We start from the raw sequence: 14,496 nt of genomic DNA on the forward strand, positions 1-14,496 counted from the left end.
CATCTGCGTTCGCCGTCAGCCCATCCAACTACTGCTGGAAGTTGCTTGCCGCTGCACCCGCAAGGTGACTTACCCAGCTGCGATCAGCGTCCTCGGCTCTGCGCCTTCAGGCCCGTAGCGTTGCGACCGTCAACGTGGATGCCTCTGGATGCTCGATCGTCATGGCGTGCCCTGGCAGAGCAGAAGCACAGTGCCGAAGCTGTCACGGGTCGACGCCCGCACTCGTGCGTCGTGGCGCTGATGAGTGCCGTCGGTGCTGCGGATCGGAATCAGGACTGCATTGGCCGGCGCCTGACGCTCGACCTATCGAACGATCGGCTGGTCGCACGTAGGCCAATAACACCGGCCGTGCATGATTCGCCGGAGGACAGTCGTCACTGCGAGGTCTCGGACGAACTCTTCATCAGTTGCGACGGACATTGAGACTCCGTCCCTGCGAGTGGGTAACTCACCCTCAACGAAGTGCCGGCGTGGGGTTGGCGGGCGAGGCTCTTTCGACGACGTGCTCAGTTCGCGGCCTCAACCGAGCACACGCAGCAACAGGAGGTTGCAATGGCCATTGCTGGCGATCGGTGGAGGCATCACAACTTGGTGTTCTGCACATCGGTTGGTACGGAGCTTGACGCCGCCAACGTCCGACGCGACTTCCGCCGGGTAGTGAACCGAACCCCCGGCTTGAACGCTGCCGACTGGACGCCTCTGGAGCTGCGGCACAGCTTCGTATCCTTGCTCAGCGCGCAGTGCGTGAGCATCGAACAGATCTCGCAGTTGGTCGGCCACAAGAGCACTCAGGTGACCGAGACGGTCTACCGGCACGAGCTCCGGCCGGTCCTGACCGAGGGCGCGGAGGCGATGGACGGAATCCTGCCCCGGAAGCGGTAGTCACTCAGTTAGTCACTCAGGTCATGCAAGAGGCCGGTCTCCCGAGTGGGAAACCGGCCTCTGACCTGCGGTGGAGCTTAGGGGATTCGAACCCCTGACCTCTTCCATGCCATGGGCGGGGGTCATCTTCAGCACCACCGGCGCCTATGTCGCATCCGCTTGCCTGCAAGCCGGTTGCGGGCTCCGCGTTCGCACGGGTTCGGTGCGTTTTCGTACCGTTGATGCAGGTGCCAGTCTCCCAAATTTGTCCCAGTGGACGGGGCGCCCCGCTCCCACTCATCGTGACTCAGATCAAACCTTCCAACGGCGCGATGTGACCGGGCGATGGCCGGTCGAATTGTCCACTGCGACCTGTTGACACGTAGGAGTCAACACCGGCAGTCTCCGGAGATCGAGGCGACTGAGTGATGACGATCGGCATGTCAATAAATGGGGGTAGTTAAGTGGCAGATGATCTTAGTAGTTCCCGTTCAGACGGTAGCGACGGATCTATCGTCGCGACCGTTATACCCGACTCGATTGCGCCAACGGACGCACGGGTGGCTCTATGCGATCGCAGCGATGAGTGGGGTGCAGAGTGGGATTGGCTGCGTCGAACATACGGCACGGGAAAGCGCTTTGAATGGTACCTTCGCCTGATATTCAAGGCGGGCAGAGACAAGGTCCGCGTGATTATCACTGAAGAGCAGGCTACTGACATGCTCTCCCTCGGCCCCTGGCTAGTCTCAGCGCTGTCTCATTATCGAGGCTACATCTTCGATGAAGAGGTTATTGAAGCGGCAATTGTCAGTCCAGGCGTGCTACCTACGCCGATCTATTCATTGCTCCGAAATCGAGCCTGGATGCAAACCGAAGGTCTCGAATACTCCAAGTCACAGCTTCGAGACTTCGCTCTTTACCCTCCTCCGTGGCTTGTGGGGATTAGCAACCCCTCAAGCGGCGCCAAGGTTGAGATCGGGTCGGCAAGTGCGAGATTCTCGGCTTTGAGTTCTTCGCTTTCGAATGCTGAAACGATAAGAATCTCAGGAATTCCAGTTCATGGCCACGACCAGGCACTTAAAGTACTTGAGGAGATCAGAAACGACATAGCATTCGAATTTGACTTACGCTACGGCGCAGGGTTCGAGTTGCTTCGGCGACCCACCGGTCGAGCTAGTTCACGGACTGGTCAGATTGGCCACGATCTGCAGCAACCAACTTGGCCACAGAACAGATACTCTACCGACGCGCTGTCACTGTATTGGTACGCCCGATCCGCCATCAATCTCCCGCTACTTGAATTCTTGGCTTACTATCAGGTCCTTGAGTTTTATTTTTCCCATCATATCCGGCGTCAGTCAATTATCGCCTTACGCGAAGAGCTGAAGGATCCGAGGTTCAGATCAGACAGCGATGACGACCTTTCACGGATTTTGCGCATTGCATCGAATGATTCCGGCACCCGCAATAATGAGGAGGAGCAACTTCAGGCTGCGCTACGAGGAACAGTCAGCAAAGAAAACCTACTCAGCTTTATCAGCTCACAGGACTCCATATTAGACAGCTTGACAGGAAAGAGGATTCTGGATGGCGTGCCTCAGTTGAACCTTCAGGACAAAGGGAGCGATGTCCGAGATCAACTTGCACGGCGGATATACGCCATCCGCTGCCGGGTAGTGCATTCTAAGGCCGACGGAGGGGCCAGACGGTCGGTTCCGCTACTACCATTCTCTCAGGAGGCGGGCCGACTGGATGGCGATATTCAAGTCCTCCGTTTTCTGGCCCAGAAGGCGATCATCGCGGGGAGCACCCCTCGCCCACGAACTGAGTGAAATCCCGTGCCTCCGCATCGCCCCGATAGTTGCCGACCTTAGGTTCGGTTCGGTGGGGGTCAAGGGTCGAGCTTGCTCGATCGCGTAGCGACGCCGTAGGCGCTCTTGAGGCGTGCCGGATCGGACCGTCTCTTCCATTGTTGCTAGCGGGGCGATGCGGGAGCCAACCGGTAGACGGCTGACTGCGGGGAACCACGGGCGGCGGTTGCCGGCCTTTTCTGACAGCGCCAGATCACAGGGTGCCGAGTAGTGGATGGCGAGTTCTGCTGTCTTCGACCCGGCACCCCTGCTGCACGTGCGCGCCAGGCCAAGGGACGCGCCCAGAACGGAGCGCTAGCGCAGTGGAGGGCAGGCGGCCCGACCTTCGGTGGCGGCGCGCATTCGGGCCCTGAAGGGGCCCGTCTTGACTCTTCTTGACGCCTACACCGGAGGAAGGTGGGGCGAGTTGGCCGGCCAAACCGCGGAAGAGTACGACGCGCTTCGGCGAGCAATCGGCGTCTTCAAACCGCTGAAGGAAGTTGAGGGCAGACTATTCAAGGGAGGCGTTGATGTCACCGAATTGGGCAGCGTAACCGAGATGTCCACACCGGGCTCGCGTCGTCGGCGCACGAAGAGAAGCGCGCGCACCAAGTCTCCCGCCGGTGAACGTTGGGTCCAACTGCCGCCGAGCATCGCTTCGATCTATGAGTTGTTGCTGGCCACGTCCTCTCGGGAGAACTCGTTCGCATTCCTCTCCCTGCGTGGTGCCCCCTGGTATCGCTCGAACTTTCGCCAGCGATTCTGGCGACCGGCTTGGGATGGAGTTGATGTCCAGAACCCGGGCTCAGATCGCTACAAGCCAGCGATCCTCGACGGCTTCCGGTTTCACGAGGGAAGGCACACTCACGCCACCTGGCTCACGAGCGACGGCATCTCTGAAGTCGGACGGCGGGCGCGGCTCGGTCAGAAAATGAAGGGCATGGCGCGGGTCTACGACCACGTCACGCCGGAGATGGAACAGCAGATCCTCGACGTCCTGGAGGCGCGCTTCGTGGCGTCCGTGTTGGAGCTGACACCGGACGAGCGTCACAAGCTCCTGAGCTGGGTGCCTGTTATCGAACCGATGCTCAAGAAGGCCGTTCAGGAGGCCGAGCAGCTAGCCGCCAAGGTGGTGAGAGCCGAGCGGTTCTCCCAAATCTCTCCCACTGGACCCTCTAACGAAAACAGGCCAGGGGGCGAAAGTGCCCTCTGACCTGCTGTTTCCTGCGGTGGAGCTTAGGGGATTCGAACCCCTGACCTCTTCCATGCCATGGAAGCGCGCTACCAACTGCGCCAAAGCCCCGCGGTGTCGTAGTTCCTTGCGACTCCGAAAGCTTAGCGGATGGGGGGCGGAGAAGAAAAATCGGATACCTGGCTGAGGGCGGTGAGGTAAATGACACGCTCCGCAGGGGTGTCGAGCTTGCGTTGTCGGCGTGGGAGTCGGTGCTGTACGGCGGTTTGTGGCGTGCCGACCGTTTGTGGGTGCTCCACGCGGAGTGAGATGGCGATCAGCGGGGATTTACTGCCACCTGGAGGCAGCAAGTCCCCGCAAAGCCCACTGTGACCAGGGACCGGCCTTGTACGGAGCCGCGGTGTGCACTGATCGACCGGCAATGGGGAACGACGACCCAGGCTGTCGCCGGAGGGGTCTGGTGCGGCCCAGTCGTCCACCGCACGCCTGCGGTTGGCCCGCTGGGTGCCGGCGTGAAGGCGGCGGGCCCGGGCGTCGCCGAAGGCGACCAAAGGACTGTCGCCGCGAAGCGGTGTCCTTTTGGGGTTAACCGTCGCTGCCGGCGGCGGTTGGCGGGCTGGGGTGGGAGTGGCCGCGGCGGGCCCGGGCGTCGCCGGAGGCGACTGAAGGGGTGCGGCCGCGGAGCGGTGTCCTTTGAAGGCTGGAGGCGTATCAGCGTTGGGGGTCGTCGGACATTACTGGTTCGGGGAGGGAGCCGGCGTTCCATTCTTCGATGCGCCAGCGAGTGGTGCGGGTGCTGGGGAGGAGGGAGACCCAGTTGCAGTTGGAGAGGCCGCCGAAGGCGGGCCAGTGGGGGTCGGGGATGCCTAGGAAGCGGCAGATGCCTACGCGGGCGGCCAGGCCGTGGGTGGCGATGACGGTGGTGTCGGCGGCGGTGCCTTGGACGGAGATGCGGGTGAGGGCTTCGGCGAAGCGGTCGGCTACTTCTTCGACGGTTTCGCCGGCGGTGCCGCGGCGCTGGGATTCGCCGGCTTTGATGCGGGCGGCGGCCTCGGGGTTCTGGGCGGCCAGTTCGGCCTGGGTGAGGCCGGCCCAGTCGTCGACGTCGATTTCGCGCAGCGCCTCGTCGTACTCGATCTTGAGGCCGGTCAGGACGGCCAGCTCGCCGGCGGTGGCGGCGGCACGCTGGAGGTCGCTGGCGAACAGGCGGGTGGGGGCCAGGGTGGCCAGGCGGGCCGCCGCGGTGCGGGCCTGGGCGATGCCGACCTCGTCGAGGGGGATGTCGGCCTGGCCCTGGATCTTGTCCTGCAGGTTCCACTCTGTCCGGCCGTGCCGCCAGACGATCAGCCGTCCAGCGGTCATTCGGCCGTGCCCGCGCCGGGGACGGCCGACGGGAGCTTGATGATCGGGCAGTCGCGCCACAGCCGCTCGAGGGAGTAGAAGTTGCGCTCCTCGTCGTGCTGGACGTGGATCACGATCTCCAGGTAGTCGAGCAGCACCCACCGGCCTTCGCGGGCGCCCTCACGCCGTACCGGCTTGGCGTCGAAGTCGACCCGGAGCTTCTCCTCGACGGCGTCGACGATGGCGCGCACCTGGCGGTCGTTGGAGGCGGACGCGACCAGGAAGGCGTCGGTGATGGCGAGCTGCTCGGAGACGTCGAAGGCGAGGACGTTCTCGGCCTTCTTGTCGTGGGCCGCCTCGGCGGCCGCAGTGAGCAGCTCGATGGCGCGTTCTGAGGCTGGCATAAAGTTCCTAACGGTTGGTGTAGAGCTCGCGCTTGGCGATGTACTGGACGATGCCGTCCGGGACGAGGTACCAGGTCGGGTTCCCCTTGGCGACCCGGGCCCGGCATTCGGTCGACGAGATCGCCAGCGCCGGGACCTCCAGCAAGGTGATCCGATCCATCGGCAGCTTGTCCAGGGGCAGCTCGAGACTTTCGGTCCCCGGCCGCGTACAGCCGACGAACTGCGCGAGTTTGAACATCTCGTCGACGTCGCGCCAGGTGAGGATCTGGGCCAGCGCGTCGGCACCGGTGATGAAGAACAGCTCCGCGTCCGGGTAGAGCGCGGACAGGTCGCGCAGCGTGTCGATCGTGTACGTCGGCCCCGGCCGGTCGATGTCGACCCGACTGACCGAGAAGCGCGGGTTCGAGGCGGTCGCGATGACCGTCATCAGGTACCGGTCCTCGGCCTGCGACACGTCGCGATCGAGCTTCTGCCAGGGCTGGCCGGTCGGGACGAAGATGACCTCGTCCAGATCGAAGTACGCCTGGACCTCGCTGGCGGCGACCAGGTGGCCGTGGTGGATCGGGTCGAACGTGCCACCCATCACGCCCAGCCGGCGGACCCGCTCGACGGCAGCCATATCAGCTGTGCGGCCGGCCCTTGCCCATGATCACCGTGACGAGCAGCAGCAGGGACAGGACGACGAGGGTGAACCCGCCGTACCACCACGGCGAGATGTGTGAGGCCTCAACGGCCTCCTCGAGGGCCGCGAGCTGCGGCACGACAAGGTTCAGCATGGTCAGAGCCTATCTCGTGGCCGGACACAAGAGCGCGACCGGTGGCACTCGTGGCCATCCGGTCGCGCGGGAGGTCGGCGTCAGCTGTGGCGGATGTGACGGGTCAGCAGCCGGCGCCAGAGGGACGGGACGGCGGACGCGCGCTGGTGCTGCGCGGCGACACGGTGCATCTCGTCGATGTGGGCACGGGCGACATCGGGGGTGATCATGATTCCTTCACTGGGTTGTTGACGGGATCGGAGCGGACCGGCTCCGACACCTCAAATTGTACGACAATCAGTCAGTTCACACAAACGAATTGAAGGCAGATCGGGCGAAGTGCCTACGAATCTGCGGTAAACAGGAGGTTCATCCCGTATGGACGTGATCGATCGGCAGCTGATCGAGGCGCTGAGGCTGAACGGCCGCTCGAGCTGGGCGGAGCTCGGCCGGGTGGTCGGGCTGTCCGGCCCGAGCGTCCAGGAGCGGGTCCGGCGGCTGGAGGAGCGCGGCGTGCTGCTCGGCTATCGCGCGATCGTCGCGCCGAGCGAGGTCGGCCTCGGGACCAGCGCGCTGATCGGGCTGTTCCAGAAGGACGACGTGGAGACCGACGACATCGTCGACCAGGTCCGCGAGATCGCGGCGGTCGAGGACTGCTGGTTCGTCGCCGGCGACCAGGAGCTGGTGGTGAAGATCCGGGTCGCGGACGTCAGCCAGCTCGAGGCCGTGGTCGGCTCGCTGCGGCGCGTGAACGGCGTCGTCAGGACCCGGACGACCGTCGTACTGTCGACCCGCTGGGAAGGCCGTCCGGCGCCGCTGCCGGAGGAGTGAGAGCCAGTACGACGCCTGCCGCGACCGCGAGTCCGCCCGCGATCGGGAAGAGCAGCCGCGGCAGGTGCTCATAGGTGATGCCGCCAAGGGCCGGCGCGAGGAACATCCCGCTGACCGAGGCGGCGGCGTACAGGCTGGAGTAGCGGCCGACCATGCCGTCGGGTGCCACGTCGGCGACATGGGCGGTCGCGGTCGGCTTGTAGAGCATCTCCCCCGCGGTGATCACCACGATCGCCACCGCCGCACCGGCGAGCGCGGGCCAAACCCCGAGCGCCGCAAGGCCGATACCAACCAGGACGCTTCCGGTCGCGATCACGCGAAGCGCGCGATGACCACGGAGGCGGATCGCGAGCGGCGCTTCGAAGCAGACGATCACGATGGAGTTCACCGCGATCAGTACGCCGTACGCGACCGGAGGCGAACCGGCGTCGCGGAGCAGCAGCGGCATGGTCACGTAGATCTGCCGGCAGGCCGTGTCGACGACCACGATCATCGCGAGCAGGACGAGCAGCGAGCGGTCCCGCAGCAGTGCGCCACCCAGGCCCGGAGCCTTGGGAGCCCGGCGCGCGGCCGGAACCCAGCGCCAGATGACGAACGCGAGTACCAGACTGGTCACGGCGTCGAACACGAAGACCAACGAGAAGTCGTACGCCGCCACGAGCCCGCCGAGCGGTGGACCGATGGCGAACCCCGCGTTGCTGGCGGTCCGGGAGAGCGCGATCCCCTCGCGACGCCGGTCAGCAGGCAGTGCGATCGCGACCAGCGCGCTGAGGTTCGGACGGGTCGCTCCCCCACAGAGTCCGGCGAGAGCACCGAGAACCGCCAGCCACGCATTCGGCGCGAGCGGCATCGCGGCACAGGTGATCGCCCAGCTCACCTGGCTGACCACCGCGGCGGTTCGCAGGCCGAAGCGGTCGCCGAACCACCCTCCCCCGAGATTGCCGCCGACGAGACCGACGCCGTACGACGCGGCCGCGAAGCCCGCCTCCTGTGCCGACATCCCGCGGTCCTGGACCAGGTAGAGCGTGAGGTAGAGCCAGGCGAGCGAGCCCGCCGAGCTGACCAGTTGACCGAGCATGACGGCCCGGATCCAGCGCGGTAGTTCGGCGATCCGGCGCCAGTACATGCGACTCCTCCAGCTAGAGTAAGTTCCCAATGGGAACTTACGACGCCGGATAGCGTGGTGACAACCGGATTCGGGAGGTTCGACCGTGCGACGGAGCACCTTCTCGCCCGAGGCCGACTGTGCGATCGCGCAGTCCCTCGGCGTGATCGGCGACGGGTGGGAGCTGCTGATCGTCCGCGACCTCGCGCGCGGTCTCGACCGCTTCGACCAGTTGGCCGACTCGCTGCAGATCTCTCGCAAGGTGCTGACCGAGCGGCTCGGCGGTCTGATCGACTCGGAGGTCGTCGAGCGAACGCCGTACCAGGAACGGCCGACGCGCTACGCGTACGGGCTGACCCCGCGCGGACGAGCCCTCCTGCCGGTGCTGGTCGCCCTACAGGACTGGGGCGACCGCTGGGTACTCGGCGACGGCGAGCTGACGGGCACCAACGCCGCCGGCGAAGCGCCGGCCCAACGCGTGCATGAGCTGGTCGGCCAACGCGTCCCGAACGTCGCACTGCCGTCAACAGCTGGTACGACGCTCGACGTGGTGGACGCGGAGGCGCGATCGACCGTCCTCTTCGGCTACCCGGCCACCGGCCGGCCGACGCCGCTACCGGAGGGCTGGACGGACATCGCCGGTACGGCGGGCTGCACGCTGGAGAACCGTTTGTTCGCAGCGAAGTACGACGAGTTCGTGGCGCGCCGCATCACGGTCCGCGGCGTGAGCACGCAACGCCCGGACGAGCAGCAGGCCTTCGCCGCCGCCGAGGAGATCCCGCAAACCCTGCTCTCGGACGTGGAGCTCCAACTCGCCGCAGCACTCCGGCTGCCGACGTTCCGGGCCGGCGGCTACGAACGACTCAAACGAGTCGTCCTCGTGGTCGGCGCGGGTCGCGTGGTGAATGCAGTCAAATACCCAGTGACCGATATCGCGGAGGCAGTTGAGTGGGCGCTGGAGACGGCATGAACCAGGTCGAGGTGTGGTGGGCGAGGGTCGAGCAGGCCCGGCCTGAGTTCTTGGCGGATCTGAACGCAATCGAGCAGGAACGGTACACGCGGTATCGCCGGGAGGCGGACAAGGCGCGGTTCCTGCTCGGGGTGACGATGACGCGGCGGTTGGTTGGGGCCCGGAGGTCGGTGGCGCCGGCTGACGTCGTACTGGATCGGACGTGCCGGGATTGCGGGAAGGCGCATGGGAAGGTGCGAGCCGAGGGCGTTGAGTTGTCGGTGTCGCACTCGGGTGAGTGGGTCGGGTTGGCGATCGGTACGGCGCCGGTCGGGCTCGATGTGGAGCGGGTCGACTCCGCGCAGGATGTCGATGGGGTCGCGGGGATGAGCCTGGCACCCGAGGAACTGCAGGTGCTCAAGCAGTACGACGGAGCCGCGAAGGCACGGGCGTTCACGCGGTACTGGACGCGCAAGGAGGCCCTGCTCAAGGCAACCGGAGACGGGATCTCAGCGGGGCTGTGGACCGTTGTGGTGAGCGCCCCGGATCAGCCGGCCGGCGTGGTGCGCTGGGACAGCGGGCCGGCGCAGCTGCACGATCTGGAGATCGACAACGACCACCTGGCGGCTCTGGCCGTACTATCCGCCGAGCCGCCTGTCGTCACACAAGATCAGTTCCGGATCTGACCTTCGCCGGTGACGACGTACTTGGTGGACGTCATCTCGGGCAGGCCCATCGGGCCGCGGGCGTGCAGCTTCTGGGTGGAGATGCCGATCTCGGCGCCGAAGCCGAACTCGCCACCGTCGGTGAAGCGGGTGCTCGCGTTGACCACGACCGCGGCCGAGTCGACGGCCTGGACGAAACGGCGGGCGGCGGCCTGCGAGCGGGTGATGATCGCGTCGGTGTGACCGGAGCTGTAGCGACGGATGTGCTGTACGGCGCTCTCCAGCGAATCGACCACCGCGGCCGACAGGTCGAGTGAGTTGTACTCGGTCCCGAAGTCCTCGTCGGTCGCCTCGACAATGTCCTTGCCTGCAGCAACAACCTTCGGATCGCCGTGGACCGTCACGCCCGCAGAAGCCAGTGCAGGAAGGGCAATCGCCAGGAAGTCATCAGCCACGGAGGCGTGCACGAGCAGGGACTCGGCTGCGTTGCACACGCTCGGTCGCTGCGTCTTCGAGTTCAGCAGGATCTCCAGCGCCAGACCGAGATCGGCGTCAGCATCGACGTACACATGGCAGTTTCCGACGCCGGTTTCGATCACCGGCACGGTCGACTCGCTGACCACGGTCTGGATCAGCCCGGCACCACCGCGCGGAATCAGTACGTCGACCAGCCCGCGCGCCTGCATGAGCTCCTTGACCGCGGCCCGGTCCGTCGGCACACCCTGTACGACGTCCGCCGGCAACCCGACCGAGGTCGCGGCCTCCCGCAGTACATCGATGATCGCGACATTGGAAGCGGCCGCGGACGAGGAACCGCGCAGCAGAACGGCGTTGCCCGACTTGAGGCAGATGCCGGCCGCGTCGGCCGTCACGTTCGGCCGGGCCTCGTAGATGATCCCGACGACGCCGAAAGGCACTCGCACCTGACGAAGCTCGAGACCGTTCGGCAGCGTGTAGCCGCGGACGACCTCGCCGACCGGGTCGGTCAGACCCGCCAACTGCTCCAGCCCCGCTGCCATCCCATCGACCCGACCGGCGTCCAGCGCCAGCCGATCGACCGTGGACTCCGGCGTACCGGCCTCGCGTGCGGCCGCGACGTCCTGGGCATTCGCCGCGACGATCGCGTCGGTGTTGGCGCGCAGCGCTGCCGCCATCGCATGCAGTGCCGCGTCCTTGGTCGCCCGCGAGGCTTCCGCCAACGCGTACGACGCCTCTCGCGCCCGCTGGGCCAGTTCGATGATCTCGCTCACGTGTTCATCGTAGGACGCACCCCACCCTCTCTGCCGCGGCGTCTCAACCGCGGCAACCGTGCGATCGCATGCGACAACGGCACCACCGCCGCCAGCGCCAGATTCAGTCGCCGATCCGAAGGCGCAATCGGTACGCCGGAACGCTTCAGCTCACGCCAGGCCCAGACCGAGAACGGGATGACCACGAGTGGTGTCGTCACCAGCCCAGGTGTGTACCGGCGCAGAGCAACAGACTGCGCGATGTGCGTGCCCGCATGCAGCCCGAGGCCCATCAGCGAGGCCTGGAAGAACTTGCTCCGCCCGCCGGAAACAGCACCGGCGGCAGAGGCCGCGGCCATCGCCAGCCCGGTGATCCCAATCGCGGTCGCCGCCTCAGCTGTGGACATCGGCAGCACCTTCTCGGCGGTCGTGACCACGCGCGGGGCGAGGGTGACGGCGACGCGGGAGGGCAGCACGTCGGCGACGCGGGTCGGGATGGCGTCGGCGAGCTGTTCCGGCGCCTGCCGCGACCAGCGCTGCATCGTCAGGAGCTCCTCCAGATCATGAATGATCCACGCGCCCAGCAATCCCCACGCCAACTTCTTGTTCACAGCAGCACCAGGTCGTCGCGGTGGACTACTTCGCGTTCGTACGCCGCTCCTAGTTCGCGCGCCAGGTCGTGGGTCGAGCGACCCAGCAGACCAGGGAGCTCGGCCGCGTCGTAGTTGACCAGGCCGCGGGCGACGACGACGCCGGTCGGCGACACCAGATCGACGGGATCCCCTGCGGAGAAAGTGCCTTCGACGCCGATGATCCCGGCCGGCAGCAGCGACTTACGTCGTACCGTCACGGCTTGGACCGCGCCCTCGTCCAGCCGCAGGATGCCGACACCCGAGGTGGCATGCGCGAGCCAGAGCATGCGGGTCTTCTGGCGACGGCCGGTGGGATGGAAGAGGGTGCCAACTCGCTTGCCCTGCAAGGCTTCCGCGACCAGCGCGGCCGACGTCAGTACGACAGGAATCCCGGCCTCGGTGGCGATCGCGGCCGCCTCGACCTTGGTCTGCATTCCGCCGGTACCGACGCCGGACGAACCGGTCTTGCCGATCGCGAGCGGCTCCAGATCGGCGGCACCCCGGACCTCGGTGACCATCGTCGTCCCGGGTTTGCGCGGATCGCCGTCGTACAGACCGTCGACGTCCGACAGCAGCAGCAACAGGTCGGCGTGCACGAGGTGGCTGGTCAGCGCGGCCAGCCGGTCGTTGTCGCCGAAGCGGATCTCGGTGGTGGCGACCGTGTCGTTCTCGTTCACGATCGGTACGACGCCCAGCTCCAGCAACCGTGCGAACGTCCGGAACGCGTTGCGGTAGTGGCTGCGCCGGGTCACGTCGTCCACCGTCAGCAGCACCTGGCCGACCCGCAGGTCGTGTGCAGCGAACGCGTCGCTGTACCGAGCCATCAGCTCGCCCTGGCCCACCGACGCGGCCGCCTGCTGGGTGGCGAGGTCACGCGGTCGCGAACGCAACCCCATCGGCGCCAGCCCGGCCGCGATCGCCCCCGAGGAGACGAGCACGACCTCGGTCCCCTGCGCCCGCCGCGCCGCGATGGCGTCGACGAGCGGCCGGAGCCGGTCCAGATCGATCCGGCCGCGCTGCGTCAGCGACGACGAGCCGACCTTCACGACGATTCGCGTGGCCTCGACGGCCTCCGCGCGTTGGTCCATCAGGTATCAACCGTTCTGGTCGAGTTCCTTCTGCAGAGCCAGCTCGCGTGCTTCCTTGCGCGCGAGCTTCTCCGCCTTCTCCGCTGCCCGCTTGGCCTCGGCCGGGGACAGGTCGACCTCGTCCTCGATCCAGCCGGCGCCGTACTCCGAGAGGTCGGACTTGGCCTCGCCCGACCGGAGCGCGTGGTACTCCTCGTCCTTGGACAGCCGTCGCTGCGCCGCGGGACGCTTCTCCTCGAGCCGCTGGTCCTCACCACGCCGCGACAGCAGCTCGGCGCCGGCCTGGACCTCGGGAGCGAAGTCGAAGACGATCGCGTTCGGGCCGTCGCCGATGACGACCCCGTCGCCGGCCATCGCGCCGCGCTCCAGCAGCTCCTTCTCCACGCCCAGCCGGTTCAGCCGGTCGGCGAGGTAGCCGACGGCCTCCGGGTTGGTGAAGTCGGTCTGCTTGACCCAGCGCTCGGGCTTGTCGCCCTGCACCAGCCAGCCACCGTCCTCGGGCAGCTTCTTGACCTTGAACTCCGGTCCACCCTGGGCCTGCGGCCGGATGATGATCCGGGTGTTGTCGGGCTTCTCCTGCTCCGCACGCTGCTTGACCACGATCTCGGCCATCGCGAACTTCAGGGCCTCCAGGCCCTCGTGCGAAGCGGTCGAGATCGGGAACACCCGCAGCCCGCGCTGCTCCAGCTCGGCCTGCACCATCTCGGCGATCTCACGCGCGTCCGGTACGTCGATCTTGTTCAGGGCAACGAGTCGCGGCCGGTCCTCGAGCCCGCCGTGCGCCTTCAGCTCGGCCTCGATCGTGTCGAGGTCGCTGAGCGGGTCACGGCCCGGCTCGTACGTCGCGCAGTCGATGACGTGGACGAGTGCCGCACATCGCTCCACGTGCCGCAGGAAGTCGTGCCCGAGCCCGCGGCCCTCGCTCGCACCCTCGATCAGACCCGGTACGTCGGCCGTGGTGAAGGTGGTCTCACCGGCGACGACGACGCCGAGGTTCGGGATCAGGGTGGTGAAGGGGTAGTCGGCGATCTTCGGCCGAGCGCGGCTGATCGATGCGACCAGCGACGACTTGCCCGCGCTCGGGAAACCGACCAGCCCGATGTCGGCGACGACCTTCAGCTCGAGGACGAGGTGACGCTCTTCGCCTTCCTCACCGAGCAGGGCGAAGCCAGGCGCCTTGCGGGCGCTGCTGGCGAGCGCCGCGTTGCCCAGACCACCTTTGCCGCCACGGGCGGCGACGAACTCAGCACCGGGCCCAACGAGGTCAGCGAGGATCTCGCCGTCCGCCGTGCTGACCAGCGTGCCGTCAGGGACCGGCAGGACGATGCTCTCGCCGTTGCTGCCGGCCTGATGGTCACCCTTGCCCTGGGCACCATTCGTGCCGCTGCGGTGGCTGGAGCGGTGGTAGTCGACGAGCGTGGTCGTGTCCGGGTCGACGCGCAGGATCACGCTTCCGCCGTCACCGCCGTTGCCGCCGTCCGGACCGCCGAGGGGCCGGAACTTCTCCCGGTGCACCGAGGCACATCCGTGTCCGCCGCGGCCCGCGGTGACGTGCACCGTCACGCGGTCGACAAAGCTGGGGATCGCCATCGGT

Annotated in this window: 16 protein-coding genes and 1 tRNA gene; 6 read left to right on the top strand and 11 right to left on the bottom strand. The window is 66.6% G+C overall.

Annotated elements, in window-relative coordinates; translation table 11 throughout:
- Positions 1 to 552 precede the first annotated feature (552 nt).
- The 3 genes from ACIA49_RS00310 (at position 553) to ACIA49_RS00320 (ending at position 3,924) form a co-directional block, all read left to right on the top strand.
- Positions 553 to 882: a tyrosine-type recombinase/integrase gene (locus ACIA49_RS00310; protein ID WP_396374889.1), complete on the top strand. Its 330-nt coding sequence runs from the start codon at positions 553 to 555 to the stop codon at positions 880 to 882.
- A 539-nt stretch (positions 883 to 1,421) separates the two neighbouring features.
- Entirely contained in the window at positions 1,422 to 2,693 is a 1,272-nt protein-coding gene (locus ACIA49_RS00315; RefSeq protein WP_396374890.1) for a hypothetical protein, read from the top strand.
- Positions 2,694 to 3,096: 403 nt separating this feature from the next.
- Positions 3,097 to 3,924 (top strand): hypothetical protein, encoded by an 828-nt coding sequence (locus ACIA49_RS00320; protein ID WP_396374891.1) that lies wholly within the window; start codon positions 3,097 to 3,099, stop codon positions 3,922 to 3,924.
- A 17-nt stretch (positions 3,925 to 3,941) separates the two neighbouring features.
- Here the strand turns inward: ACIA49_RS00320 and ACIA49_RS00325 are convergent.
- The 6 genes from ACIA49_RS00325 to ACIA49_RS00350 form a co-directional block, all read right to left on the bottom strand.
- A tRNA-Ala gene (locus ACIA49_RS00325) sits at positions 3,942 to 4,014 on the bottom strand.
- Between the two features lie 600 nt (positions 4,015 to 4,614).
- The gene (locus tag ACIA49_RS00330) at positions 4,615 to 5,265 is read right to left on the bottom strand and encodes a histidine phosphatase family protein (RefSeq protein WP_396374892.1); all 651 of its coding nucleotides are present in this window, start codon (positions 5,263 to 5,265) and stop codon (positions 4,615 to 4,617) included.
- Positions 5,262 to 5,648: a ribosome silencing factor gene (gene rsfS / locus ACIA49_RS00335; RefSeq protein ID WP_391542755.1), complete on the bottom strand. Its 387-nt coding sequence runs from the start codon at positions 5,646 to 5,648 to the stop codon at positions 5,262 to 5,264. The genes ACIA49_RS00330 and rsfS overlap by 4 nt, the downstream gene beginning before the upstream one ends.
- Positions 5,649 to 5,655: 7 nt before the next feature.
- On the bottom strand, positions 5,656 to 6,267 hold the full coding sequence (gene nadD / locus ACIA49_RS00340) for a nicotinate-nucleotide adenylyltransferase (protein WP_396374893.1): 612 nt from the start codon (positions 6,265 to 6,267) through the stop codon (positions 5,656 to 5,658).
- A gap of 1 nt (position 6,268) precedes the next feature.
- Positions 6,269 to 6,424 carry a hypothetical protein gene (locus ACIA49_RS00345; protein ID WP_396374894.1) on the bottom strand — a complete coding sequence of 52 codons (156 nt, stop codon included), beginning with the start codon at positions 6,422 to 6,424 and terminating at the stop codon, positions 6,269 to 6,271.
- 80 nt (positions 6,425 to 6,504) lie between these two features.
- A complete protein-coding gene (locus ACIA49_RS00350; RefSeq protein ID WP_396374895.1) occupies positions 6,505 to 6,633 on the bottom strand; it encodes a hypothetical protein in 129 nt (42 codons plus the stop codon).
- Between the two features lie 148 nt (positions 6,634 to 6,781).
- Between ACIA49_RS00350 and ACIA49_RS00355 the strand changes: the two genes are divergently transcribed.
- Entirely contained in the window at positions 6,782 to 7,234 is a 453-nt protein-coding gene (locus ACIA49_RS00355; protein WP_396374896.1) for an Lrp/AsnC family transcriptional regulator, read from the top strand.
- On the opposite strand, the gene ACIA49_RS00360 is transcribed toward ACIA49_RS00355, so the two are convergent.
- Positions 7,164 to 8,360: an MFS transporter gene (locus ACIA49_RS00360; protein ID WP_396374897.1), complete on the bottom strand. Its 1,197-nt coding sequence runs from the start codon at positions 8,358 to 8,360 to the stop codon at positions 7,164 to 7,166. The two genes, ACIA49_RS00355 and ACIA49_RS00360, sit on opposite strands and share 71 nt — an antisense overlap.
- 85 nt (positions 8,361 to 8,445) lie before the next feature.
- Between ACIA49_RS00360 and ACIA49_RS00365 the strand changes: the two genes are divergently transcribed.
- Together ACIA49_RS00365 and ACIA49_RS00370 are read left to right on the top strand one after the other, a co-directional pair.
- A complete protein-coding gene (locus ACIA49_RS00365; RefSeq protein ID WP_396374898.1) occupies positions 8,446 to 9,309 on the top strand; it encodes a winged helix-turn-helix transcriptional regulator in 864 nt (287 codons plus the stop codon).
- A complete protein-coding gene (locus tag ACIA49_RS00370; RefSeq protein ID WP_396374899.1) occupies positions 9,306 to 9,974 on the top strand; it encodes a 4'-phosphopantetheinyl transferase family protein in 669 nt (222 codons plus the stop codon). Before ACIA49_RS00365 ends, ACIA49_RS00370 begins: the two co-directional genes overlap by 4 nt.
- Here the strand turns inward: ACIA49_RS00370 and ACIA49_RS00375 are convergent.
- The 4 genes from ACIA49_RS00375 to obgE are packed head-to-tail and all read right to left on the bottom strand — an operon-like array spanning position 9,959 to position 14,492.
- On the bottom strand, positions 9,959 to 11,203 hold the full coding sequence (locus ACIA49_RS00375; RefSeq protein WP_396374900.1) for a glutamate-5-semialdehyde dehydrogenase: 1,245 nt from the start codon (positions 11,201 to 11,203) through the stop codon (positions 9,959 to 9,961). The genes ACIA49_RS00370 and ACIA49_RS00375 overlap by 16 nt on opposite strands.
- Entirely contained in the window at positions 11,200 to 11,793 is a 594-nt protein-coding gene (locus ACIA49_RS00380) for an HXXEE domain-containing protein (RefSeq protein ID WP_396374901.1), read from the bottom strand. The genes ACIA49_RS00375 and ACIA49_RS00380 overlap by 4 nt, the downstream gene beginning before the upstream one ends.
- Positions 11,790 to 12,902: a glutamate 5-kinase gene (proB, locus tag ACIA49_RS00385; RefSeq protein ID WP_396374902.1), complete on the bottom strand. Its 1,113-nt coding sequence runs from the start codon at positions 12,900 to 12,902 to the stop codon at positions 11,790 to 11,792. The genes ACIA49_RS00380 and proB overlap by 4 nt, the downstream gene beginning before the upstream one ends.
- Before the next feature lie 6 nt (positions 12,903 to 12,908).
- Positions 12,909 to 14,492, bottom strand: coding sequence for a GTPase ObgE (gene obgE / locus ACIA49_RS00390; protein ID WP_396374903.1), 1,584 nt, complete (start codon positions 14,490 to 14,492; stop codon positions 12,909 to 12,911).
- Positions 14,493 to 14,496 lie beyond the last annotated feature (4 nt).

The organism is Kribbella sp. NPDC051587 (assembly GCF_044453945.1).
Lineage (GTDB): Bacteria > Actinomycetota > Actinomycetes > Propionibacteriales > Kribbellaceae > Kribbella.